Annotated in this window: 22 protein-coding genes and 3 tRNA genes; 16 read left to right on the top strand and 9 right to left on the bottom strand. The window is 71.9% G+C overall.

What is annotated here, in order from left to right; all coding sequences use genetic code 11:
* Window positions 1-153 precede the first annotated feature (153 nt).
* The 3 genes from HC031_RS04605 to HC031_RS04595 form a co-directional block, all read right to left on the bottom strand.
* Window positions 154-1,617, bottom strand: a complete 1,464-nt coding sequence (locus tag HC031_RS04605) for a P-loop NTPase family protein (protein WP_167923873.1) — start codon at window positions 1,615-1,617, stop codon at window positions 154-156.
* Window positions 1,614-3,476 carry a dynamin family protein gene (locus HC031_RS04600; protein WP_167924051.1) on the bottom strand — a complete coding sequence of 621 codons (1,863 nt, stop codon included), beginning with the start codon at window positions 3,474-3,476 and terminating at the stop codon, window positions 1,614-1,616. Before HC031_RS04600 ends, HC031_RS04605 begins: the two co-directional genes overlap by 4 nt.
* Before the next feature lie 105 nt (window positions 3,477-3,581).
* Window positions 3,582-4,985 (bottom strand): IniB N-terminal domain-containing protein, encoded by a 1,404-nt coding sequence (locus tag HC031_RS04595; RefSeq protein WP_167923872.1) that lies wholly within the window; start codon window positions 4,983-4,985, stop codon window positions 3,582-3,584.
* Window positions 4,986-5,328: 343 nt separating this feature from the next.
* On the opposite strand from HC031_RS04595, the gene HC031_RS04590 reads away from it, so the two are divergent.
* Together HC031_RS04590 and HC031_RS04585 are read left to right on the top strand one after the other, a co-directional pair.
* Window positions 5,329-6,636 carry an Hsp70 family protein gene (locus HC031_RS04590; RefSeq protein ID WP_167923871.1) on the top strand — a complete coding sequence of 436 codons (1,308 nt, stop codon included), beginning with the start codon at window positions 5,329-5,331 and terminating at the stop codon, window positions 6,634-6,636.
* 64 nt (window positions 6,637-6,700) lie between these two features.
* Window positions 6,701-9,271, top strand: a complete 2,571-nt coding sequence (locus HC031_RS04585) for a helix-turn-helix transcriptional regulator (protein ID WP_205862224.1) — start codon at window positions 6,701-6,703, stop codon at window positions 9,269-9,271.
* Window positions 9,272-9,391: 120 nt separating this feature from the next.
* On the opposite strand, the gene HC031_RS04580 is transcribed toward HC031_RS04585, so the two are convergent.
* The gene (locus HC031_RS04580; RefSeq protein ID WP_240942090.1) at window positions 9,392-9,973 is read right to left on the bottom strand and encodes a hypothetical protein; all 582 of its coding nucleotides are present in this window, start codon (window positions 9,971-9,973) and stop codon (window positions 9,392-9,394) included.
* A 507-nt stretch (window positions 9,974-10,480) separates the two neighbouring features.
* Between HC031_RS04580 and HC031_RS32860 the strand changes: the two genes are divergently transcribed.
* Window positions 10,481-11,236, top strand: coding sequence for a helix-turn-helix transcriptional regulator (locus tag HC031_RS32860; RefSeq protein WP_240942089.1), 756 nt, complete (start codon window positions 10,481-10,483; stop codon window positions 11,234-11,236).
* Between the two features lie 3 nt (window positions 11,237-11,239).
* On the opposite strand, the gene HC031_RS04570 is transcribed toward HC031_RS32860, so the two are convergent.
* Complete coding sequence (locus HC031_RS04570) at window positions 11,240-12,541, bottom strand: cryptochrome/photolyase family protein (protein ID WP_167923870.1); 1,302 nt, start codon at window positions 12,539-12,541, stop codon at window positions 11,240-11,242.
* On the bottom strand, window positions 12,510-13,526 hold the full coding sequence (locus tag HC031_RS04565; protein WP_420813595.1) for a phytoene/squalene synthase family protein: 1,017 nt from the start codon (window positions 13,524-13,526) through the stop codon (window positions 12,510-12,512). Before HC031_RS04565 ends, HC031_RS04570 begins: the two co-directional genes overlap by 32 nt.
* Before the next feature lie 119 nt (window positions 13,527-13,645).
* Here HC031_RS04565 and crtI point away from each other — a divergent pair, with 119 nt between their 5' ends.
* The 6 genes from crtI to HC031_RS04535 all read left to right on the top strand — a co-directional run bounded on the left by crtI (window position 13,646) and on the right by HC031_RS04535 (window position 17,317).
* Window positions 13,646-15,127, top strand: a complete 1,482-nt coding sequence (gene crtI / locus HC031_RS04560) for a phytoene desaturase family protein (protein ID WP_167923869.1) — start codon at window positions 13,646-13,648, stop codon at window positions 15,125-15,127.
* Window positions 15,124-15,669: an isopentenyl-diphosphate Delta-isomerase gene (idi, locus tag HC031_RS04555; RefSeq protein ID WP_167923868.1), complete on the top strand. Its 546-nt coding sequence runs from the start codon at window positions 15,124-15,126 to the stop codon at window positions 15,667-15,669. The genes crtI and idi overlap by 4 nt, the downstream gene beginning before the upstream one ends.
* The gene (locus HC031_RS04550; protein WP_167923867.1) at window positions 15,666-16,673 is read left to right on the top strand and encodes a MerR family transcriptional regulator; all 1,008 of its coding nucleotides are present in this window, start codon (window positions 15,666-15,668) and stop codon (window positions 16,671-16,673) included. The genes idi and HC031_RS04550 overlap by 4 nt, the downstream gene beginning before the upstream one ends.
* A gap of 306 nt (window positions 16,674-16,979) precedes the next feature.
* Window positions 16,980-17,052: transfer RNA gene (locus HC031_RS04545), tRNA-Glu, on the top strand.
* Window positions 17,053-17,091: 39 nt separating this feature from the next.
* Window positions 17,092-17,165: transfer RNA gene (locus tag HC031_RS04540), tRNA-Asp, on the top strand.
* Between the two features lie 75 nt (window positions 17,166-17,240).
* Window positions 17,241-17,317 (top strand) — tRNA-Phe (locus tag HC031_RS04535).
* A 174-nt stretch (window positions 17,318-17,491) separates the two neighbouring features.
* Here the strand turns inward: HC031_RS04535 and HC031_RS04530 are convergent.
* Complete coding sequence (locus HC031_RS04530; protein ID WP_167923866.1) at window positions 17,492-17,950, bottom strand: MarR family winged helix-turn-helix transcriptional regulator; 459 nt, start codon at window positions 17,948-17,950, stop codon at window positions 17,492-17,494.
* A 92-nt stretch (window positions 17,951-18,042) separates the two neighbouring features.
* On the opposite strand from HC031_RS04530, the gene HC031_RS04525 reads away from it, so the two are divergent.
* The 7 genes from HC031_RS04525 to HC031_RS04495 all read left to right on the top strand — a co-directional run bounded on the left by HC031_RS04525 (window position 18,043) and on the right by HC031_RS04495 (window position 22,799).
* A complete protein-coding gene (locus tag HC031_RS04525) occupies window positions 18,043-18,414 on the top strand; it encodes a cupin domain-containing protein (protein ID WP_167923865.1) in 372 nt (123 codons plus the stop codon).
* A gap of 287 nt (window positions 18,415-18,701) precedes the next feature.
* Window positions 18,702-19,046, top strand: a complete 345-nt coding sequence (locus HC031_RS04520) for an anti-sigma factor antagonist (protein WP_167923864.1) — start codon at window positions 18,702-18,704, stop codon at window positions 19,044-19,046.
* 89 nt (window positions 19,047-19,135) lie between these two features.
* Window positions 19,136-19,780, top strand: a complete 645-nt coding sequence (locus HC031_RS04515; RefSeq protein WP_167923863.1) for a UbiX family flavin prenyltransferase — start codon at window positions 19,136-19,138, stop codon at window positions 19,778-19,780.
* A gap of 45 nt (window positions 19,781-19,825) precedes the next feature.
* Window positions 19,826-21,271 (top strand): non-oxidative hydroxyarylic acid decarboxylases subunit C, encoded by a 1,446-nt coding sequence (locus HC031_RS04510; RefSeq protein WP_167923862.1) that lies wholly within the window; start codon window positions 19,826-19,828, stop codon window positions 21,269-21,271.
* Window positions 21,268-21,522, top strand: a complete 255-nt coding sequence (locus HC031_RS04505; RefSeq protein WP_167923861.1) for a non-oxidative hydroxyarylic acid decarboxylases subunit D — start codon at window positions 21,268-21,270, stop codon at window positions 21,520-21,522. Before HC031_RS04510 ends, HC031_RS04505 begins: the two co-directional genes overlap by 4 nt.
* Entirely contained in the window at window positions 21,519-21,926 is a 408-nt protein-coding gene (locus tag HC031_RS04500; protein ID WP_205862223.1) for a hypothetical protein, read from the top strand. The genes HC031_RS04505 and HC031_RS04500 overlap by 4 nt, the downstream gene beginning before the upstream one ends.
* An 18-nt stretch (window positions 21,927-21,944) precedes the next feature.
* Window positions 21,945-22,799, top strand: coding sequence for an alpha/beta fold hydrolase (locus HC031_RS04495; RefSeq protein ID WP_167923860.1), 855 nt, complete (start codon window positions 21,945-21,947; stop codon window positions 22,797-22,799).
* Between the two features lie 11 nt (window positions 22,800-22,810).
* Here the strand turns inward: HC031_RS04495 and HC031_RS04490 are convergent, their stop codons facing one another.
* Window positions 22,811-23,374 (bottom strand): type 1 glutamine amidotransferase domain-containing protein, encoded by a 564-nt coding sequence (locus tag HC031_RS04490; protein ID WP_167923859.1) that lies wholly within the window; start codon window positions 23,372-23,374, stop codon window positions 22,811-22,813.
* A 174-nt stretch (window positions 23,375-23,548) separates the two neighbouring features.
* Entirely contained in the window at window positions 23,549-23,767 is a 219-nt protein-coding gene (locus HC031_RS04485) for a DUF397 domain-containing protein (protein WP_167923858.1), read from the bottom strand.
* Window positions 23,768-23,965: the final 198 nt, after the last annotated feature.

Genomic DNA, 23,965 nt, shown 5'->3' with positions numbered 1-23,965 from the left:
GCCGATATGTCTACGGCGGTACGGTTGCGGTTCCGGTTGCCGGCCGGGTTGCCAAACGGTGCAGTCCCTGCGTATTGCTACCGGCTGGTAGCAAACGGACAAGGGCGCGGCGGACCGGAATTCGACGGCCAGCGGCCAGGGGAACCGGAGAATTCAACGGGCAGAAAGCTGCGCCAGCATCGATTCGCAACTACGCACGACCACGCCGGCCGCGCGTCGCTGCCGCAGGCTCAGTAGCGGATCCTCCGCCTGGTTCTGCCACCGGTGCAGCGCCTGCGAGCTCAACCCCCACAGCTCGGCGGCCCCGGCATCCGGATCGACGCCCAGCCGGGTGGTCAGCTCGACACCGTGCCCGCCGGCGAGCCGCTCGGCCTCCGACGCCAGGTCGGCGTCGAATCCCAACTCGGGATCCCGCAGCGTCGCGAGCAGGCGGAGCTCCCGGAAATCGTGCGTGTTCGCCAGCACGTACTCCACCCAGGTGAGCAGCTCCCGGGACCCTGGCCGGGCGTATCGGCGCAGCACGGAGTCCAGTACGACCAGGGCGGAGCGCGCCCGGAGCACGTCCGCCCGGTCGATGAAGTACCGGCCGACGGACTCCTTCAGCTCGGCCAGCCCACTGCGCGTGACCAGCTCGGCCGCCAGCTTCGCCCGGGTGTTCCAGCCGGTACGGATCAGGGTCGTCGCCAGGCGCACCCCGAACATGCCCAGCCGGTCCAGCAGTGTGCGTCGGGTATCCGCGTCGACGGGTGCGGGCGATTGTCCGCCGACGAAGCGGTCCGCCGACAGCAGGAGCCTGTCGAGCTCCGGTCGCGCCATCCCCGCGAGCGCCGCGAGGGCGGCGAAGTCCGGCTCGGTGAGTGCCCGTCCGGCCGACGCCACCAGCCCGTCCAGCGCGACCACACCCATGCAGAGGGAGTTGAGCTCTGGATCCCGGTACCGGCGGCGCGCCCCTTGCCGGGCGGACAGCAGGGCGTCCATGCGGCCGCCGCCGATCTCGTCGGCGCGGGCCAGCACGAGGATCACGTTCACCGGCGCCGCACCGGCCACCGCGCCCTCCTGCGCCGCGTGCAGGAACTCCAGGTCACCGGCGCGCACGTCACGGGTCAGGTACAGCACCGCGTCCGCATCCCGCAGGATCCGGTCGGCGGTGGACGGCCGGCCGTCTTCGCGGGCGGCCGCGAAGGCAGGCGTGTCGATGAGCGTCATCTGCCGCAGGACGCGCGTCGGCCAGCTGACCACGACGTCGTCGACCTGCCCGGACCGCCATCCGCCGAGCTCGACCCGTATCCCGGCCGCCGAGCGGGTCACGGTGAGCTGCTGCGTCGAGCCGTCCGGCGCGTACGCGGCGACGCCGGGCTCCGGGGCGTCGGCGTACCAGATGAAGAGCTGACCGCCGTCATCGGCCTCGATGGGCGCGACCTGCTCGCCGACGATCGCGTTGACGAGGGTCGACTTGCCCGACCGGGCCGGACCGGCCACCGCGACCCGCAGCGGCCGGTCGAACCGGCCGAGCTGGTGGTGCAGCAGCCCGGCGGCGCGTGGATCGTCCCGGTACAGGTGCAACGCCCGGTGCAGCAGATCCCACACGGACTCGTCGAGCCGCGCTCCCGCGCTCATGCGATGTGCTCCAGCCGCGCGCGCAGCGCGCCGCCCCTTCCGGCAGTGATCTCCTGCGCTTCTTCGAGCAGGACGGCCAGCCGGCGCATCGCCTGCTCGACGGCGCGCTGTCGCTGCTCGCGGACCGCCGTGACCGCGTCGGCCTCCTGCTTGGCGGTGCGAAACGACGCGACGATGGCCTCCTGCAGCTCCTCGGTGAGGGCCGCGAAGTGGTCGCGCAGCATCCGGTGCACCTGTCGGGCGGTGTCCCGGGCGTCCTTGCTGAGCCGCAGGAAGAAGTCGTCGACGTGCCGTTGTGCCGCCGTCTTCGCCGCCGCCTGCCGGCGTTTGAGCAGCGACTTGCTCTCGTCCAGGATGCCCTTGCCGCCGAAGATCGCACCGGCCCCGAGCGAGACCGGGTTGATCAGCGGCAGGCCGGCGAGCGTCGTCGCCATGCCGAACATCAGCATGCCGCCGTACGAGCTGCGCAGCGCGGTGAAGACCTTCTGGGTCGGGGAGAACTTCTCCACGGTGGGCTTCTCGATGGCCGGCACCCGGTCGGCGAGATCGTCAGGCACCGTGATCGACCAGCCGGGCACGACGTCCGTACCGTACCGGGCGAAGGTGCCGGCGATCCGGTGGGTGATCCAGTCCAGCCGCTGGACCATCCACGCGAAGTTGGCCTCGGCCGCCTCGGACAGGTTCTCCTCCAACCAGGCGGCGAACGCGTCCCACCCGGTCAGCGGGTCGGCCTGGTCGAACGCCTCGTCGACCTTGCGCAGGATCTGGCGGGTCCGGTCGCGCAGGTCGTACTCGATGTCGGAGATGAGGTCGGCCATCTCGTCGCCCAGCATGTTCTGCCACGTGACGGTGCGCCGGCGGAGGTCGTCGACGGCGCGCTGAGCCTCCTGCAACCGGGAGATCGGCCCGGCCGTCTCGGGCGACTCCGTGACGGCCAGTTCGGCGCGCAGGGGCGCCGCGAGCTGCTCGACGACGGTACGGGCGACCTGTCCGACGCTGGCTCGGGCCAGCGCGTCGCCCTTGGCCGCCTGGTCGTGCACGAGCCGCGCGATCAGTTCGGGGAACCCGGACTCGGCGTTGATCGCTTCGTCGTTGGTAAGGGCGGCCTGCAGGCGCAGCGCGGAGGAGACCGGGATGACGGCGGCCTGCACCCCGGTCCCGGCGATGTGCCGCCGGTTGTGTTCGGCGACCGCACGCCAGTCCGGCGACATGTCAATCTTGGTGAGAACGACGGCCACGTTCGGGTGCGACTGCGCGACGTGCAGCAACAGGTTCAGTTCGCTGACCGAGAGCTCCTGGGTCGCGTCCGACACCAGCAGCACCGTGTCGGCCCGGGCGAGGGCCGCGAAGATGCTGGCGTTGCGTGCCTGGTCCTGCTCGTCGGTGCCCGGTGTGTCGATGAGCACCAGCCCGGAGGCGAGCAGCCCGCGCGGCACTCCGACCTCGAGATGCGCCGACGCGGCCGGGCCGGCGCGGTGCGGAAGGCGGGCGTCGATCCCCGCGCCGATCTGTTCCAACGACAGCGGGATCCGCTCCGGCGGCGCGGCCAGCTCACCGGCAGCCCCGGCCGGAGTCGCGGGCGGCGTCCTGACCAGGACGGCGGTGGGGGATTCGGCGTGGTGGACAACCGTCGGCACGGTCGTGGTCGGACCGTCGCCGACCGCGCAGACCGGAGCGTTGACCAGGGCGTTGATGAGTTGGCTCTTGCCCTGCTTGGGCTCGCCGAGCACGAGTACGCGCAGTCGCGGATCGACCAGCTGCGCGCGCTTCTGCTGGAGCCACTGGATCAGGTCGCCCCGGCCGTGCGCGGCGCACACCCTCGTGGTCTCGTCGAGAAGGTCAAGCCACGTCGGTGCCATCACCGATACGAGTGTGCCTATTTCGTCGGAATTTTCAAGCCGAACGGAGGACCGGACCCGCCCGATGGCAGGTCCGGTCTCCGCGCTATCCAACAACTCTCACACTCAGTGCAGACCGTCCAACAGGCCGTGATGCGAGGCATCCACCTGCGCGGACGTGTCGGCGTGCGACTGCCCGCCCGGGTCACCCGTGACGTTGCCGACACCGGCGCTGCCCAGGGTGTCGCCGACCGTACCGGTGACACCGCCGAGCAGGCCGTGGGTGTCCGTTCCGGTCACGCCGTGCACGGCGCTGTCGGCCGTACCGGTCACGCCGCCGAGCAGACCGTGGGCACCGGTACCGGTGACGCCCTGGACGGTGCTGCCGACCGAGCCGGTCACGCTGTCCAGGCCGGTACCGTGCACCGCGCCGCCGGCCGTGCCGGTCACGGCGTCCAGGCCGGTACCGTGCACGACGCCGCCGACCGTGTGGGTCGCGCCGTCCAGACCGGTACCGTGCGCCACGCCCCCGACCGTCTGGGTCGCGCCGTGCACGGTACCGAGCACGCCGTCGACCGGCGACGTACCGAGCACGCCGCTGACCGTCCCGGCGGCAATGCCGTTGACGGCGTTGCCGAGCAGACCGGTGGCGCCGTTGCCGACGGGGCCGCCCGCGGTGTTGCCCACCACGCCGTGCACCGTGCCCAGGATTCCGCCGAGCGGCGAACCACCCAGCAGGTTCGCGGCCGGCGAGCCGCCGAACAGGCCGGTGGCGGTGCCGACGACACCGTCCACGACGCTCGGGCCGCCGAGGCCGGGCGCGCCGTTCACCAGGCCGTCGGCCGTGCCGACCACGCCGGTCACCTCGTGACCGGTGGTGCCGAGCACGCCCCCGTCGAGGGTGTTGGCCAGGTCGTGCGTGCCGGACAGGTCGAGCACCGCGCCGCTGCCGCTGGCCGCGACGCCGATGCCCGGCAGGACCTCGGCGCCCAGCCCCAGCCCGCTGGCCGCCGGCAGGACAGCGGAGGTGGCGGTGCTGACGACGTTGAAGTCCTGGGTGGCTCCGTGCGAGTTGCTGACGCCCACCTGATGCAGCACGGCCTGCAGCTGCGCGACGACGGCACCCGGCTGCTCGGTGACCGACCCGATGTTCAGGGCGTCGAGCTGGGCGACGCTGGCGGGGCCCTGCACGGGGATGCTGTCGAGGACCAGGGTCAGCACGTCGTGCACGTCAGCGAGGCTCAGCTCGCCGAGGCCCGCATCCCGCAGGCAGCTGTGCGGGTCGAGCAGGAAGGCGTCCTTGGCGGCCGGATCGGCGATCAGGTTGAGTACGAAGTCGTGCAGCGTCTGCTGCTCGGCGTGGTGGCTGTGGTGGCCGTGGCTGTGGTGGCCGCCGTGGTGGCTCGCCTGGCAACCGCAGCCGCAGCCGGGGCCGTGCGCCTGTGCGGAACCGTGCGCCCGCATGCCGGCGGAGGCGGCCGGGGTGGTTGCGTTCACGCTCGCCGACGCGTCGGCGTGGTGGTCCATCATGGTGGGAGGTCTCCTCGAACTGCGTGACCGGGGTGGATCCGGACCCGCTGGGCCGGACCCGTTTCAGGAACCTATGAACCCGGGTGCCGGTCGGGCATCGGGGTCGATCCCCAGTTCCACCGGGGGCCGGTTAGGGCATGGATCGCCCCTGGCGTTAGGGGCATAGGGGATCCGGCCGCGCGCCGGATTTAGGGGCTCGTCGACGGCTGGATGTCTGGTACGAACGGGTGGATCCGCCCGCGCGCGTTACGAAACCGGCACGGGTTACGACATACAAGGGGACCCGTGCCCCGCCGGCCGACATCCCGGCAGGGCCAACCGCCCCGTCTAAGGAATGGCTCGTATGGCGTACGTCCTCGGAATCGACATCGGCGACACCTGCACGGCCGCCGCGATCTGCCGACACGTCGGGCCTTCGTGGAGCGCGCCCGAGGTCGTTGCGCTCGGGGCACACTCGTCCGTCGTGCCGTCGGCGCTGTACGTGTCCGCTACCGGATCGCTCACGGTCGGCGACCCCGGCCGGGACGGCCCGCTGGTAGACGGCGGCCGGATCACGCGCGGCTTCATGCGGCGCATCGGCGACGAGACCCCGCTCGTCGTCGCCGGCGAATCGTGCACGCCGCAGACCCTCGCCGCCGTGCTGGCCATGTGGGTCGTCGAGCAGGCGGTCGCCCGCGAAGGCGCCGACCCCGAACACCTCGTGGTGACGCACCCGCCGTCCTGGGGGACGTACCGCAAACAGCTGCTGCACGAGGCGCTGTGGGAGATCGGCCTGACCGGGGTGACCCTGCTCGCCGGGCCGGTCACCGCCGCCGAGAACCACTCCTTCCACGGGTTCGCCGGCCGTACGCTGGCCGTCTACGCCCTCGGCGGTAACAGCGTCACCTCTTCGGTGGTCCGCCGGACGCAGCCCGCGGGCTTCGAGGTGGTCGCCTGCCAGGAGGCGGTCGAGCCGCTCGGCGGCGTCGACTTCGACGAGATGCTGACCGACCAGCTCGTCGCCGTACTCGCCGAGCAGCTCGGCGCGGCGCAGCTGGACGATCCCCGGGTGCGGCTGGCGCTGTTCGGGCTCAGGAACGAATGCCGCCGGGCCAAGGAACGGCTGAGCACGTCCATGGAGACCGAGATCAGCGTGCACCTGCCCCAGGGCCCGGTCCGACTACCTGTCACCAGGGCCGCGTTCGAGGAACTGATCCGGCCGGCGCTACGGCCCACAGTGGACCGTCTCGACCGTACGATCCGGTCGTGCGGGCTGCGCCCCGATCAGGTCGACGGCGTACTGCTCGTCGGCGGGTCGGCGCGGATCCCGCTCGTCGCCGATCTGGTCTCGGCGCACTTCCCCGGCCAGGTCACGGTCGCGGCCGACCCGCAGGTCGCCGTGGCCGCGGGCGCGGCGCTGGCCGCGTGCCAGATCCTGGCGTTGGCGAGCCGGCCGCGACCCGTTGCGCAGTGGCGGCCCCGGCCGGCGCCCATCGAGTATCAGGCCGACGACCGGCTGCCGGCCCCGCACGAGGGGCCCGGCCGCGGCGATCACGAGCAGCCGGCCCCGCCGTCCCGGCCGCCGGTGAAGATCACTCCGCTCACGCTACCGAAGATGCGGTCGGCACCACGGCTGGTAGCCGGTCGTCGCGTCAAGACACTTTCCTCGTGATAGGGATGAAAGCGACCCATCGACCAGCGGGCACCAGGCCCGGCCCATCGTCGTGAGGACACTCTTGAGGCTGCCGACCACCGGACCCGAGCCCGTCCTCGACGGCCACAGCAGAGCCCTGTTCGAGGCGATCGACGCGCACCCGCACGCGCCGGTCGCCGTCGGCATCCAGGGCCCCGGTGGGTACGGCAAGAGCGCCACCCTTCAGGAGTTGGCCCTGATCTACCGGCGGGCCGGTGTCGCCGTGCGCACCGAGCCACCGGACGCCGCGGAGCGGGTCGACGAGGACTGCGCGCTGCTGGTCGACGACGCCCACCTGCTCGACGAGGCGCGGCTGCGGGGACTGTGCCGCCTCGTCGAGGGCCGGCGGCACCGGCTCGCGATCGCGTACCGGCCCTGGCCTCGACAGTCCACAATGGTCGAGCTGGCTGACGCGTTGAAGCGGGACGGCTCACCCCTGCTGCTCTGCCCGTTCACCGAGGAGCAGACCGCCACGTACCTCGCCGGCATGTACGGCACCCGCCCGCCGGCGGCCCTGGCGCGGTATGTGCACGCGCAGACGGCCGGAGTGCCCCGGTTCGTGGACCGGCTGGCGCGGGCACTGCCCCCCGGCGAACCGCCAGCCGAGGCACCCCGTTCGGCGGTCCTCCGGTTCGCCGCCGAGTTGGAGGATCTCGACGACCGGGTCCGGGGACTGCTGCTGGCCGTGGCGACCGGGCAGCGGCTGTCCCTTCCCGTACTGACCGCGCTGTTGTCGGCGGACGCGGACGAGGTGGACGAAACCGTGAAAGCGGCGCGCGCCACGGGTCTGCTCGGGCCGGACGACAGGCTGCCACCGATAGCGCGGCACGCCCTCGTCGCGCTCATCCCGGCGACGCACCGGGTCGCGGTGTGCGCACGGTTGGCGGAGCTTCAGATGCAGCGCGGGGCGCCCGTACTCCCCCTGGTGCGTACCCTGTCCGGCGCCGGGGTCAGCGCCGACTCCCTGGCTGCCGTGTTCGAGGCGGCGGGCAACGAGGCGCTCGTCGACGAGCCGGCGCTCGCGGCCGAACTGTTCGCCACCGCCGCCGGCGCCGGCCGGCCGACCACGGCGCGCCACGCGCTGGCGGCCGCGCTCGCCGGCGACCTCGACTCCGCGCTGCGGCTGTCCGACCGGCTGATCGCCGCTCCCGGGTCACCGGAGCGCGCGGACGGGGCCGCGGTCGCGGCCACCGCACTCACGCACCGCGGCCAGGCCGCCCGCGGCGCCGAACTGTACCGGTGGGCCGGCACCCCGTCGGCGGTAGCGTTCGCGGCGATCGGGTACCTGGGCGCCGGGCACCTCGAGGAGTCCGACCGCCTGCTGCTGCACGCACCGCCGCCGGACGGGCCACCGACCCTGCTCGCCAGCGCGGCGCTGCTGATGGCGCGGGGCGTACGGGAGACCATCGGGGGCTCGTCGACGGCCGCGCTGTCGGCGCTCGTACAGGCCTCCGCCCTGCTGGAGCCCGCGGGCCGGGCCGCGCTCCTGCCCGACAGCCCGGCGGCGCTCGCCGCCCTGGTCGCGCTGCACTACGGCGAGTTCGACATCGCCGAGCGGGTGCTCGACCGCGCCGTCGCGGCGCGCACCGGCGGCGCGCTCATGGCGCGCCGGCATCGCCTGATGCAGGCCTGGATCCTGATGGTGCGGGGGAGAACCGCCGCGGCGACACAGTCCCTCGCGACCGTCACGACCGAGGGCGCGCCGCTGGAAGCACGGGATCTGCTCTTCGCCACCGCTCTGGAGATGGGCATCGCCCGGCGCAACAGCGATCTGACCGCGCTTGCGCGCGGCTGGGCACTCGCCCGCGACGCGGTCGTCCGGCACCCGGTGGACCTGTTCACGCTGTTGCCGGTGGGCGAGTTGGCGATCGCGGCGGCGCGGCTGGGTGAGCTGGCCGCGCTGCTGCCGTACCTGCGGGACGCGCGCGTGCTGCTCGACCGGTTGGGTAGCCCGGCGCTGTGGGAGACTCCGCTGCACTGGAGCGCGCTGCACGCCGCGATCACGGCGGAGCAGCCGGCCGCTGCCGAGGACCACGTCCGTGCCCTCGCCGGCCTCGCCGGGCACAGCCGGTACGGCGCGGCGCTCGCGGCCGCCGCGCAGACCTGGGTGGAGGTGCTCCGCGGAGTCGTCGACCCGGAGAAGGTGGAGGCGGCCGCCCGCGGCCTGTACGAGGCCGGCCTGTGCTGGGACGGGGCCCGGCTCGCGGGACAGGCGGCGATCCGGACGGCCGACCGGCGCGCCATGACCACCCTGCTGGACTGCGCCCGGGCCCTGCAGGGCAGGCCGGCGGGGCCGAGGTCGGCGGGGCCCAGGTCGGCGGGCCAGCCGGCCGGGTCGTCGACCACCCAGGCGGTCGGCACACCGGCCGAAGGCAGGCTCAGCGACCGCGAGCAGGAGGTGGCCGACCTGGTACTGGCCGGCATGACGTACAAGCAGATCGGCGACCGGCTGTTCATCTCGGCGAAGACGGTCGAGCACCACGTGGCGCGGATGCGGCAGCGACTGGGCTGCGGCAGCCGCAGCGAACTGCTGGCGCGGCTGCGGGCGATGGCCGCGCAGCGGTCGGCCGGCGAGCCGGTCGGTGTGCCGTGGCCGAGGCAGCCGACGCCGTGAGCCCGGCGCGCGCGGCGCCCAGGAGACGGCGGCCGCGTGCGGGTCAGGAGACGGCGGCCGCGTGCGGGTCAGGAGACGGCGGCCGCGTGCGGGTCAGGAGACGGCGGCCGCGTGCGGCGCTCAGGAGACGGCGGCCGCGCGCAACGGCCCGGGAGCGGGCCGACCGTCGAGCGCGCTCGGATCCACGCTCCAGGACCGGGCCAATCGCATCACGTCGTCCTCGGACACCAGCACGCTGGCTTCGTCGTCGAGGGCGGCCGGCAGCCCGATGGCGATCTCGGCGTCATCAGGCTCGCCCCGCCACTCGGTGACCTCGCCGGTCTCGCCCACGTACTCGAACGCGCGGACCAGTTCGCCCCCGACGGCCCGCTGCCACCGGTGCAGTTCGGAGACCCGGTACGTGGCGAAGAACTGCACCTCGGTACCGAGGGTGGCCGACAGTTCGGCGACGTCCACGGCCATGACGGCGCGCAGCAGCCAGCGCCCGGTGACGAGCAGCCACCGCGCGTCGTCGGCGCCGGGCAGCGGCGGGGTCAGCACCAGCCGGTCATCTGTCAGGTAGGCCAGGTCGATGCCGTTGCGCCAGGAAACCGTGCCGAGGTCGCGTAGGCCCAGGGCGGCGGACACCGCGGCGTCCTTGCCCTCGCGTACGGCAAGCCACGCCTGCTTGGGCCCGAAGCCGACCATGGATTCGCCGTCCATGGTTCGTACGCTACCGATCCGGCCGGGACCGGGCATGGCGGATCAGCCGACAGGCCGGACATGGCGGCGGGTCTCAGCCCCGCTCGTCCCGGCCGGGAGGCCATTTCAACGTTAGAAACAATGCGGAACGTCGCTTTCCCAGCGCCACCGATATCGTCACTCATCGTGGTTGCCGATCGCGCGGCCGCAACGTTTTACCTGGTGGCTACGTGATGCTACCCCTCGCGGAAACATCACTGTCCACAATGGTTAAGCTCTGGCCGTCGCTCAACGAGAGGCACCAGAGCGCCGTTGATTCCTCAATTGTTGCAATCACAATGACCAAGCGCCACGTGACACCGGAGGCATTCGAACCGGTAAGTACGCAACTCAATCGCGGGATCTTGCATCATCTGGCAATCACGGTACGACACGTTGCCATTACGCATCGTGAATAGTTGAGTGGCGTTCGGTCCGGTCGAGTGCATCCACGGGGAGCTGATGAATACTCACCGCTTTGCCGCACGCATGGGAAGCGCGCTTCCGTCCCTGGTCCGCTGGGGATTGTCGCCCGACGCCGACCTGGTCTACCGCACGCTGGTGTCGCTGGACACGGCACGGGAGAGCCAGCTCGCCCACGAGCTGGGCATGGCTCACGAACGGGTCCGGGAAGCGATGCGCGAGCTGGCCTACGCCGGCGCGATCCGGCGGGTCTCGTCGACCTCACGCCGTGCGCCCAAGACGAACGGTCGGGCCGTCTGGGCTGCGCGCCAACCCAACCAGGTCGTCCGGCAGCTGCACGGACACCGTACGCGCCCGCCCGGCATCACAGCGGTCCGGAGCCTGGCGCCGGAGCAGAACACCCCGCCGAGGACGGCACGCCCGATGAACGCACCGGCAACGACACCCACCCAGGCGCCGGCACCACAGCCGTCGCCGTCCCCCCAACTCCACCTCGGCCCGGCAGCGGCGCGCCCGACCTGCCCGGACCGGGACGGCCGGCGCTGGGTTCCGCACCAGGCCTCGCCGCCCGCGCTCGAGGCGCTGCCCCGGGAGGGCCCGCCGCCGATCGCGCTCACACCACGCGAGCGGGCCATCGTCGAACTGCTCGCTCAGGGGCACACCGACGAGACCGCCGCACGCGAGCTCGACCTCAGCCGCCGGACCGTCGGGTACGCGCTCGGCGGGCTGATGAGCCGGCTCGGCGTGGACAACCGGTTCCAGCTCGGGCTCGCCCTCGGCGCGATGCGGGCGGCCGTGCCGTCCCCGCGCGCCAAGACCTGAACCTCACATCCAGCTCGCCGGGGCGACGCCGGCCAGCGGCACGGGGTAGTCCAGGCCGCTGCGCACCCGCTCCGGCAGCAGCCAGGGCTGGTGCACGTCCCGGCCCGCCACCGCGGTCAGCTCGGGCACATGGCGCCGCACGTAGTCCCCGGCCGGGTCGAACCGGCCGGCCTGCCGGATCGGATTGAACCGCCGGTACGGCTTCGTGTCGGTGCCGGTGCCCGCGACCCATTGCCAGTTGCCGTTGTTGCTGGCGACATCCGCGTCGAGCAGCAGCCGGGCGAAGTGCGCCGCACCAGCCCGCCAGTCGAGCCCGAGGTACCTGGTCAGGAACGACGCGGTGATCAGGCGGGCCCGGTTGTGCATCCAGCCCTCGCGGGCGAGCTGGCGCATCCCGGCATCCACGATCGGCACGCCGGTGCGCCCCGCCCGCCAGGCCTCCAGGGCGTCGTCCCGGTCCCGCCAGTCATCCGGGGCCGAGGCGCGCAGCGCCACGCTCGGCAGCGCCGGGAACGAGTACAGCAGCTGCTGATAGAAGTCGCGCCAGCAGAGCTGGCGCACGAAGGCTTCCGCGCCGGGGCCGCCCCCGGCCTTCGCCGCCACGTCGAGCGGTGACAAGCAGCCGAAGTGAAGGTACGGCGACAGCCGCGACGTACGGTCACCCGCGAGATCGTCGTGGTCGTCGGCGTACCTGTCGACCGTGGACAGCCAGCCGCTGAGCCGGCGGCGGCCCGCCGTCTCGCCGCCCGGGAACGGGGACGGCGACCCGCCGCTCACCGGTACGGGCAGGTCGACCGACCGCAGCGGCGCGTCCGGGAGGGAGACGGTCCGGGGCGCCGACTCGAGGCGGCGCCAGGGCAGGGCCAGCCACGCCCGGTGGTACGGGGTGAACACCCGGTACGGCTTGAGCGCGTCGGGCGCTACGACGGTCACCCCGGGCGTGACCGTCAGCGAAGTCCGCTCACCCGCGCACGCGGTGGCGAGCCGGCGTTCCCGGCGGCGCGCGTACGCGCTCACGTCGGCGGCGCTCACGACGTGCCGGGCGCCCACCTCCCCGGCGACCCGCATCGTCTCCGCGACCGGATCGCCGTGGCGGATCACCAGATCGCCGCCGCGCCGGCGCAGCGAGTCGCGCAGGTCCGCGAGGCTCTCGGCGAGAAACCGGTCGCGGCCCGGCGAGGACGGCACCGCCGGATCGCGCACGAACAGCGGCACGACGCGCGAGGCCGTCCGGCAGCCGGACGCGAGCGCCGGGTTGTCGTGGACCCGCAGATCACGCGTGAAGAGAACGACGGCGACCGCCATCGGCCGGCCCTCCCGTGACCGCGACCCCGGCGGGAGTGAGCACCGACGCGACCGCGACGGCCAACCGCCGCCGCCGGGGCACCCGCGCGCGCCCGGCGAAGACGTCGTGGTCGAGCCGCTCGACCTCGTCGAGGATCTGCCCGTACAGGTGGTACGCCGCCCGGACGCACGCCTGCGAGCCGGGCGCGAGCAGGGTCACGCCGGGTGCCGCCCGCGCGTAGTGTTCCCTGGCCCGGCCGACCTCGAACGCGATCAGCTCCCGGATCGCGTCGCCGACCGCACCCATGCCGCGCAGGCCACCGGCCACCCGGGCGGCCCGCAGATCCTCCGGCGTGACGCCGAAGCGGGCGAGGTCGGCGCCGGGCAGGTAGACGCGGCCGAGGTCGAGGTCCACCGCCACGTCCCGGATGAAGTTGGTGAGCTGGAAAGCCAGGCCGAGCTGGCGGGCGGGCTCGCGGGCGGCCGCGGGGTCCGACGCCTCCAGGATCGGCAGCATCATCGTGCCGATGACGGCCGCGGAGCCCTCCATGTAGCCGAGGAGGTCGTCGTAGGTGGCGTAGCCGCTGATCGTCAGGTCCATCGCCATGCTCGCCAGGAACTTGCGGAAGTCCTCCAGGTCGAGGTCGAAGACCCGGATCGTGTGCAGCACCGCGGACAGCACGGGATCCCCGTCGCGCTGTTGGCCGGCCGGCCCGGCGTCGCGCTGTTGGCCGGCCAGCCCGGTGTCGCGCTGTTGGCCGGCCAGACCGGACAGGAAGGCCGCGGACCAGTCGGCGAGCAGCCTGGCCCGCTCGGTCACGGGGAGCGCACCCGTGCCGTCGACGATCTCGTCGGCGTACCGGGCGAAGCCGTAGAGGGCGTGCACGTGCCGGCGTTTCCACTCCGGCAGCAGGCGTGTCGCCAGGTAGTACGTGCGGCCGTGGCGGCGGTGCAACTGCCGGCAGCGCTCATACGAAGCAGCGAGCGACTCCATGTCGGCCCCCATCTCAGCAGTCCTCGCCACACGGCGTCACCACGAACCGATTCTTCGATGAAACGACGCAGCAATCGACGCAACTGGCAGCCTACGCTACGATTCGAGCCGGGACCAATGGGAGGGGCGACGTGCGTACCGTTGCGGGACCGACCGGTCGGGTCGTGGTCGTCGGCGCCGGCCTCGGCGGGCTCGCCTGCGCGATCCGCCTGGCCGCGGCCGGCCGGGAGGTGACCGTGCTGGAGCGCGAGGCCTACCCCGGCGGGCGGGCCGGGAAACTGAGCCTGGACGGCTACGAGTTCGACACCGGCCCCACCGTGCTGACCATGCCCGACCTGCTGGCCGACCTCGCCGGCACCGTCGGCGAGGAGCTTTCCGACTGGCTCACGCTCACCCGACTGGACCCGGCCTACCGGGCACACTTCCCGGACGGCTCCACCCTCGACGTGATCACCGACACCGCCCGGATGGCCGGCGAGGTGTCGCGGGTCTGCGGCCCCCGGGAGGCCGACGGTTACCTGCGCTTCGTCGACTACACGCGCCGCCTGTGGCGCCTGGAGCGCGACGACTTCATCGGCCGCAACCTCGACACGCCGCGCGACCTGCTCACGATCAACCTGCTGCGGTTGGTCGCGATGGGCGGCTTCCGCCGACTCCAGACCAAGGTCAACCAGTTCTTCCGCGACGAACGTACCCGCCGGATCTTCTCGTTCCAGGCGATGTACGCCGGCCTCGCGCCGCACGACGCCCTCGCCCTGTACGCCGTGATCTCCTACCTCGACGCGGTCGCCGGGGTCTACTTCCCACTTGGCGGAATGCACGCGGTGCCGAAGGCACTCGCCCGCATCGCCGAGAAGCACGGCGTCACGATCCGCTACGGGACACGCGTCACCGGGGTCCTGACCAGCGCCGGCCGGGCCCGCGGCGTGACCGTCCACGACGGAGAGTTCGTGCCTGCCGACGTCGTCGTGCTCAACCCGGACCTGCCCGTCGCGTACCGCGACCTGTTGCCGGAGCGCGGGGAGCCGCGTCTGCGGTACTCGCCCTCGTGCGTCGTGCTCCATGCCGGTTCGACCCAACGGTACGAGCGGATCGCGCACCACAACATCCACTTCGGACGGTCCTGGAAGCGCACGTTCGACGAGGTGATCCGCGAGGGCCGGCTGATGAGCGACCCGTCGCTGCTGGTCACCAATCCGAGCCGGTCGGACCCGTCGGTCGCACCGGTCGGGCGGCAGACCTACTACGTGCTCGCCCCGGCGCCCAACCTCGCGACATCCGCCATCGACTGGCGGGGCGGCGGCGCCGGGGCCTACCGCGCGGACCTCATCGAGACGCTCGAACGCCGGGGGTACATCGGATTCGACGCCGGTGTCGAGGTCTCCCACCTGGTGACCCCGGCCGACTGGGCCGCTGACGGGATGGCCGCCGGCACCCCGTTCGCCGCGGCGCACACCTTCCGCCAGACCGGACCGTTCCGCCCCGGCAACCTCCATCCGGGCCTGGACAACGTCGTGTTCGTCGGCTCCGGCACGCAGCCGGGCGTCGGCGTACCCATGGTCCTCATCTCCGGCCGGTTGGCCGCCGAACGCATCACGGGGGTCCGCCGATGAACCGGGAGCAGGCGCTGGTCGAGCTCGTGGACGCCGACGGCCTGGCCATCGGCTCGACCACCGTGGCGGACGCCCACACCGCGCCGGGGCTGTTGCACCGGGCGTTCTCGGTGCTGCTGGTCGACCCGCGCGGCCGGCTGCTGCTCCAACAGCGCGCAGCCGTCAAGACCCGGTTCCCGCTGCGGTGGGCCAACGCGTGCTGCGGCCATCCCGCGCCCGACACGGACGTCGCGACCGAGGCCTCCCGCCGGTTGGCCGAGGAGCTGGGGCTGACCGGCATCCCGCTCAAGCCGGTCGGCGTGTACGTGTACCGCGCGCTCGACCAGGTCACTCAGCGGGTCGAGCACGAGTACGACCACGTGCTCATCGGGACGGTCGACGGCGAGGCGGCGTCGCCCGACGCCGACGAGGTGGCCGCGCTGCGGTGGGCCCACCCCGACGAGGTGCGCCGGGCGCTGGCCGCCGAACCGGAGTCGTACGCGCCCTGGCTGTCCGGCGTACTGGCGGCCTGGGACGCCGCGACGGCGGGGCCGGACGGGTGACCGACGAGCTGTTGAGCGCCGGGGCGGCAGCCCGCCGGCTCGGTGTGGCGGTGACCACCCTGCGCAGCTGGCACCAGCGGTACGGGCTGGGCCCCAGCTGCCACCGGCGCGGTCAGCACCGGCGCTACACCGATGACGACATGGCCCGCCTGGCCCTGATGCAGCACCTCGTCACCGCCGGCGTCCCACCGGCTGAGGCGGCACGGTGGGCGCGACGGTCTCCATCGCCGGACCCGGCGACGCCCGTCTCATCCACCCCGTCGCGGATCCGCCACGACGGCGGCGGGCCGGATGGCGCGGGGCCTGACAGCACGGGGCCTGACAGCACGGGGCCTGATGGCACGGGGCCTGATGGCGGCGGACGCGACGGCGGCGGGCGGGCTCTCGCCCTCGGCGACGCCGAGCCCGCCGCGCGCGGTCTCGGCCGCGCGGCGATGCGCCTGGACGGCCTCGACGTCCACGACCTCGTGGCGGCGGCTGTCGCCGAGCGCGGCGTCGTCGACGCCTGGGACCGGATCCTGTGCCCGGTACTCGTCGCCGTCGGGGAGCGGGCCGCGCACGCCGATGAGCTGGTCGAGGTCGAACATCTCCTGTCCGGGTGCATCTCGGCGGTGTTCGCCTCGCTACCCCGGCCGCCTCGCGACCATCCGGTACGCGTCCTGCTCACCTGCGCCGACGAGGAGCAGCACAGCCTGCCGATCGAGGCCCTCGCCGCCGCGCTGGCCGTACACGGCGTCCCGGCGCGGGTACTCGGGGCGCGTGTGCCGCCGAACGCGCTGCGCGCCGCGGTCCACCGCACCGGTCCGGTCGCCGTACTCGTCTGGGCGCATGCCCGCGCCACCGCCGACCCCGCTCAGCTGGACGATCTGGTCTCCGGGCGCGGCCGGCCCGCCGTCGTCGCGGCGGGCGGACCGGGCTGGGAGCCCGCGAGCCTCCCGGCCGGCGTGGTCGTACCGGCGACCCTCGCCGACGCGGTCGAACTGTTCGCCGTCGCCGCCGACTGACCTGCCGTACCTGATTTCGCCGTCGCCGCCGACTGACCTGCCGTACCTGATTTCGCCGTCGCCGCCGACTGACCTGCCGTACCCTGATCCAGCAGCCGCACCTGCGGCTCGTACCCCCGCCGCCGGAGGTCGCGCTCGCGTCGCCACCGCCGCGTCGAGCCCCTCGTCGTGCCGGGCGCGACCGACACCCGGGATACCCATTTTGCGCAGGCTTCCGGGGTCACGTATGCTTTGCAGGCCTCCGGCGGGGCCACTGACGGGGAGCTTCACCGCGCAGCGTCGCACATGTGCGATGATGGCGGGGCCGCCCCCATCGTCTAGCGGCCCAGGACGCCGCCCTTTCAAGGCGGTAGCACGGGTTCGAATCCCGTTGGGGGCACGACCAACGTCGTTATGGCAACATAGCGACTTGATACGAGGTCCTGTGGAGCAGTTGGAGTGCTCGCCGCCCTGTCAAGGCGGAGGTCGCGGGTTCAAGTCCCGTCAGGACCGCAAGCGCTGCCGCCGCGCGTGAGGCCACGCGCGGCGTCTCGCTTGTTCGGCAGGTACGATGTTGCCGAGCACCAAGGGCAGGTAGCTCAGTCGGTACGAGCGTCCGCCTGAAAAGCGGAAGGTCGGCGGTTCGACCCCGCCCCTGCCCACCAACCCTTCGCCGGGTTTGACGAAGCGGTGACCAGCGGAAACGCCGGTCACCGTTTTTGTTTCACTGATCATCGCGACGGTGATCGGCGTCAGTGTCGAGTTATCGACGTTATCGGCACCTCATAACGTCGATAACTCAACGCTCGCAGGCCGGCGAGGCGCACGCGTCGGGCGGATCACCACACCGGCCGCAGTCGGAGCGGCGGCGTCAACGCGCCGCCCGCCTCGGCAAGCTGGAGGAGGGCCGCGCGCAGCGCCTGCGCGCGATCCGGGCCGAGTAGCTGCGCCGCCTCGGCCTCCACCTCGGCCCAGACCGCGGTGGCGGCGCGCACCGCGGCCCACCCCTGATCGGTCAGTACCGCCAGTCGCGCGCGGTGGTTGCGCGGGTCCGGCTGTCGGGCGATGAAGCCGGCACGTTCAAGACCGTCGAGCAGCTGCGAGGCGGCCTGCTTCGTCACGCCCAGGTGCTCGGCTACTTCAGCGCCGGACGCGCCACCGGTACTGGCCAGGAGCTGAAAGGTGTAGCCGTGCGCCGGGCGCAGAGCCACCCCCTGGGCGGCCAGGCGTTCGTGGGTGCGTTCGAAGACCGCGCGGGTGGCGAGCAGCAGCAACTCCGGTAACCCGAACGCGACCATCGCCGCCCTCCCTCAGTCAAGTACCTTGACCAAGGGTACCGGCACCCCTATCGTCATTCTCAGTCAACCACCTTGACCGAAGGGCGGCACCCATGCCACTCACCCGTGACGCCGACGCCCGTGCCCATCAGATGCACGGATTCACGTTCCGCTCCCTGGCCACGCCGAGCCTCGGCTCACCCGAGCTCGCCGTCTGGGCGGTCGACGCACCGGCCGGCTCCAGCAGTCCCCGTCACACCATGAGCCGCGACGAGGTCTTCATCGTGCACACCGGTCGGCTCGTCGCCACCATCGACGACGAGAAGCTCGAACTGGCCCCGGGCGACGCCCTGACCGTGCCGGCGGGCGCCGAGTTCGCGGTAGCCAATCCGTTCGCCGAGCCGGCGCGCGCCGTGGCCTGCACCACCGCCGGCATGCACGCGACGGTCGGCGGCCAGACCATCGCGCCGCCCTGGGCCGCCTGATATGACCGGCCAGCGCCCGACACGACAACCGACCAGCGCCCGATACGACCGTACGACCGGTCAGCGCGCATCATCCGAACGGCCATGCCGCTTCGCGTGGCGCAACCAGCCCGACGTGAAGCCGTTGGACATATCGGACCGATGACAGCGTCCGCGCGCCTTCGTGCAGGTTCGGTTATTCGGGCTGTACGGAAGCGAACACAACCAAGGGCTGAGGCGACCCCCCTCGACGCTCGCCGGCGTGTGACCCGACAGAGCACTCAGCCACCGAAAGTAAGGACACTCACGTGCGACCGCAGGAGTATCGCGGTACCGACCCCCTCACGTTGACCCGATCCACCACCAGCCGAGGCGCGGTCCGACTGGTCACCGCAGGGGAGATCGACATCTGCAACGTCGACCGCCTGCGCACCACGCTCGAGAGCATCATCAGCGAACCGGCGGTCGAAAGCGTGACCCTCGACCTCACCGATCTGCGCTACATCGACTCCATGGGCGTGTCCGCCCTGATCTTCGGTCTGCGGATGAGCCAGCAGAACGGCACCGCCTTCGAGGTGGTCAACGCGCGCGGAGAGGTCCGCCGTGTGCTGCGGATCCTCGGACTGGAACCGGTACTGGCGCCCACCGCCTGACCCCGGCACTTCGTACGCTCCACGGGTGGCGCCCCGCGCCGACCAGAGGGTCAATGGAAGGTGACGTCCGACCACCCGGGGAGTGCGACATGACTGACGGTACGGCGTCGAAGCGGGTGACCCTGGCGGTCACCGGGGCGGGCGGCACCGGCGCGGCCGGGCGACTGCTCCGCGCGCTGCAGGACGATTCCCGGGTCGAAGAGGTACACCTGGTCGTCTCCGCGGCCGGCCGCAAGCTGGCCGGCTACGAGTTCGGCACGGCGGAGGACCCGCAGTCGGTGGCGCAGGCGCTCGGCGCGTCGTCACCCAAGGTGCGGGTACTGGACCCGAACGACCTTACGGCGCCGATCGCGAGCGGCAGCTACCGCAACGACGCGATGGTGGTGCTGCCCTGCGCGGCGGGCGTGCTCGGCCGCATCGCACAGGGCCAGGCCGAGGACCTGATCGAGCGCGCCGCCGACGTGCAGCTCAAGCAGCGGCGCACGCTGCTGCTGTGCCTGCGGGAGGCGCCGCTCAATCTGATCCACCTGCGCAACATGGTGTCGGTCACGGAAGCCGGCGCGGTCGTGTACCCGATGATCCCGACGTACTACAACGTCCCGGAGACCCTCGCCGACCTCCAGGACGAGCTGGTCGAGCGGCTCCTGGAGCTGCTGGAGCTGGGCCGCACCGACCGCTACGCCTGGGACGGGACCGGCACACCGGCCCGGCGCGAACACGCGACGGCGCGCTGACCGCGAATCCGCACGGAGGCGCCCACCCACGGGTGACCGATGATCATGGCGTACGCAGACCTCCGGGACTTCCTGGCCGCGCTGGACCGGAACGGACAACTGCTCCGGTTCACCGATCCCGTGCCCCTGGAGCCCGACCTCGGGGCGGCGGCGCGGGCGGTGTCCAACGTGACCGACCGCGGCCCGGCGCTGCTGTTCGAGGACATCGACGGGTACGAGCGGGCGCGGGTCGCGCTCAACGTGGTCGGCTCCTGGCCCAACCACGCCCTGATGCTGGGTCTGGACAAGGACACGTCGCTCAAGGAGCAGTTCTTCGCGTTCGCCCGGCGCGCGGACGCCTTCCCGGTCGAGGCCGAACGCGTCGGGACCGAACGCGTCGGGACCGAACGCGCAGACGACGCCCCCTGGCGTGAGCACGCCGTCGAGACCGACATCAACCTGTTCCACCTGCTGCCGCTGTTCCGGCTCAACCGGTACGACGCGGGCTCCTACATCGACAAGGCGGCGGTCGTCACCCGTGACCCCGACGACCCGGAGAACTTCGACACCCAGAACGTCGGCATCTACCGCATCCAGGTCAAGGGCACCGACCGGCTCGGCATCCAACCGGTTCCCGCCCACGACATCGGCATCCACCTGCGTAAGGCCGAGGAGCGCGGCGAGAACCTGCCGATCGCCATCGCGATCGGCAACGAACCGGTGATCACCACCATCGCCGGAATGCCGCTGGCGTACGACGAGTCCGAGAACGAGATGGCCGGCGCCGTCCAGGGCGCCCCGTACCGGATCGCCAGGGCTCCGCTCACCGGGATGGACGTGCCGTGGGGCGCCGAGGTGGTCATCGAGGGCGAGATCATCGGCGGTGTACGGGAGATCGAGGGTCCGTTCGGCGAGTTCACCGGCTTCTACTCGGGCGGGCGGCGCCAGCCGGTCATCGCCGTCCACCGGGTGCACCACCGGACCGATCCGATCTTCGAGCACCTGTACCTCGGCCGGCCGTGGGCCGAGCTCGACTACACCGTCGCCCTCAACACGAGCGTGCCGCTGTACCGGCAGCTCAAACAGGACTACCCGGAGGTCGTCGCGGTCAACGCCATGTACACGCACGGCCTGCTCGGGATCATCTCGGTCCGGCCGCGCTACGGCGGCTTCGCCAAGGCCGTCGGCGTAAGAGCCATGACCACCCCGCACGGCCTCGGCTACTGCAAGGTCATCATCGTCGTCGACGACACCGTCGACCCGTTCAACCTCGCCCAGGTCATGTGGTCGCTGTCGGTGAAGTTCCACCCGGCGCACGACCTCGTCGTCCTCCCGGACCTGTCGATCCTGCCGCTGGACCCCAGCTCCGAACCGCCGGGCATCAGCCACAAGGTCGTCCTCGACGCCACCACCCCGATCGCGCCCGAACAGCGTGGTCACTTCTCGCAGGAGGTCGACCAGCCCGCCGGGACGCAAGAGTGGGAGAACCGCATCAAGAGGCTGCTGACATGACCGCGCCGAAGATCCCCGACACCTGCCCGCGCTGCGACTCGCACGACGTGAGCCTGCTGACCGCGTCACCGGTACCGGGCCGCTGGTTCATGTATGCGTGCGGGGTCTGCTTCTACAGTTGGCGCTCCACCGAGCCCGGCTACGCCACCGACCCGGCGGCGTACCCCGCCGCCTTCAAGATCGACCCCACCGACATCCCGAAGATGCTCGTGGTGCCGTCGATCCCGACCCGCCGAGGAGGTACGCCGTGACCGCCACCGCGATCGCTCCACCGGTCGAAGACTGGGTGCGGGCGTTCACCGAAGCCAGCGACAACGACCCGGAGATCCGGGCGCACGGCAGGTACTTCACGTGCGCGTACCTGCTGGACATGCAGGAGCACCGCTTCGCCGTGTGGATGGTGGCCGGCAAGGTCGTCGCCGTCGCCGTCGATCCCGGGCCGTTGGACGTCGGTTACCAGTTCCTGGTCCGCGCCAGCGCGGACACCTGGCGCAACTTCGGCACCGAGGTCCCGCCCCCGATGTATCAGGGCATCTGGGCGGCGACGTTCCGCCGGGACATGACGCTCGAGGGCAACGTGCTCGTCCTGATGCAGAACCTGCGCTGCTTCACGCGGCAGATCGAGTTGCTGCGCACCGTCGGCGTACCCGTCTGAGGCTCCGGGAGGGTCCCCATGGCAGAGATCTCACCCGTCACCGGGCACTACGTCACCGTGGACGTCGACGACGCCCGCTACAAGGTCTTCTATCTGGAGAACGGGCAGGGGCAGCCGCTGGTCTGCCAGCACACCGCGGGCTGCCACAACCACCAGTGGCGCGGCCTGCTCGAAGACCCCGACCTCACGTCGCGGTACCGGGTCATCGCCTACGACCTGCCGTGGCACGGCAAGTCGGATCCGCCGGAGAACACCGAGTGGTGGACCGAGCAGTACCGGCTCACCGCGGACCACTTCACGAAGTTCATCGTCGCGTTCTGCGATGCCCTCGAGCTGACCGATCCGATCTTCATGGGGTCGTCGTTCGGGGGTCACGTCGCGCTCCAACTCGCGCTGCGCCACCCGGACCGCTTCGGCGCGGTCATCGCCGTCGAGGGCGCGGACTACTCGCCCGGCTTCTACCTCGACTGGTGGCAGCACCCGCACGCCAACGCCGCCCAGGTGTGCGCCACCGGTACGTGGGACCTCATGGCGCCCCAGTCACCGGCCCGCGAGAAGTGGAAGACCTGGTTCTACTACACCGAGGGCTCCGAGTCGTTCCGGGGCGACCTGTACTTCTACTCGGTCGATCACGACCTGCGGGGCAGGCTCGGCGAGATCGACAGCGACCGGTGCCCGGTCGTCGTGATGACCGGCGAGTACGACTATCTGACCACCCCGGAGGACGGACGCCGGACCGCCTCGCAGATCAGGAACGGCGACTTCATCGAGATGAAGGGGATCGGGCACTTCCCGATGAGCGAGAACTACCCGGTCTTCAAGCGGTACCTGCAGCAGGCCCTGGAGCGCGTCCGCGCCACGACCCCGGCCTGATCGCCGGCGAGCTAGCCCGCCACCTTCTGCTTGGCCTTCGCGAACTGCTCGATGATCGCCGGGCAGAAGGCGGGCAGGTCAGCGGGTGACCGGCTCGTGGTGAACTGCCCGTCGACGCAGACCTCTTCGTCCACGACCTGCGCCCCGGCGTTGCGGAGGTCGGTGCGGATGCTCGGCCACGAGGTGATCCGGCGCCCGCGTACCACGTCGGCCTCGGCGAACATCCAGGGTCCGTGGCAGATGGCGGCGACGGGCTTGCCCGTACCCACGAAATCCTTGACGAACGTGACGGCGTCCTTGTTCCGGCGCAGGTTGTCCGGGTTGACCGTGCCGCCCGGGATGAACAGCGCGTCGTACTCGTCGACCTTCGCATCAGTGATCACCCGGTCGACGGCGATCGTCCCGGCGGAGATCAGGTCGAACTGCCGCGCCTGGATCTCACCGGGGTGCAGCGAGATCACGTCGCTCTGCGCGCCGGCGCCGTAGAGCGCTCCGCGCGGCATCACGAGCTCGACCCGCTCCACGCCGTCGGCGGCCAGGATCGCGATCTTCCGGCCTTGGAGTTCCCGTGCCATGTCGTGCCTCCCACGATTCGCGTGCGCAGGTCGCACTACCCGGCCCGGCGGTGTCGAATCTCCCGGCACGGCAGCATGCCCCGCCGAACATGAAGGCGCCGACCTGATCACGTCTCCCTTGACGCATCAGGCCGGTGCGGATCGTGCGGACCGGCGCTCCGGACTCCGGATCGGCTACTCGGATTCCCCTCCGCGGGCAGGCGGGTCGCTGTCGCGCGTCGTCCGTACGCCATGCAGGAACGCCGCCCACTCGTCCCGGGTGAAGGTGAGCCGTGGACCGGAAGGGTCCTTGGAATCGCGAAGATGCACCACGTCGCCGCTGAATGCCCACTCGACACACGCGCCGTTGCCGCAGGGTCGTTGCCAGGTCAGGTGTTCGTTTTCCGCAGACACCCTTCACCCCCTCCTGTGGAGTCGCATAGACCACGATAAGAAACCGACAGGGGAGATGGAACGCATGGACGTGAATGAATAGCCCGAGATGGCAGGCTCTGCGCGTAATGTGCTGTCTACCGCCCGCCGACCCCGTCCCGCGCGGCTGGCCACAAGCGAAACGCGCCGGACGGCCTTCGTTGCAGCCGGATCCGACGC

Source organism: Planosporangium thailandense (genome assembly GCF_011947195.1).
GTDB lineage: Bacteria > Actinomycetota > Actinomycetes > Mycobacteriales > Micromonosporaceae > Planosporangium > Planosporangium thailandense.
The sequence above is the reverse complement of the archived record's forward strand: the minus strand, read 5'-3'. Positions and strand labels throughout refer to the sequence as shown.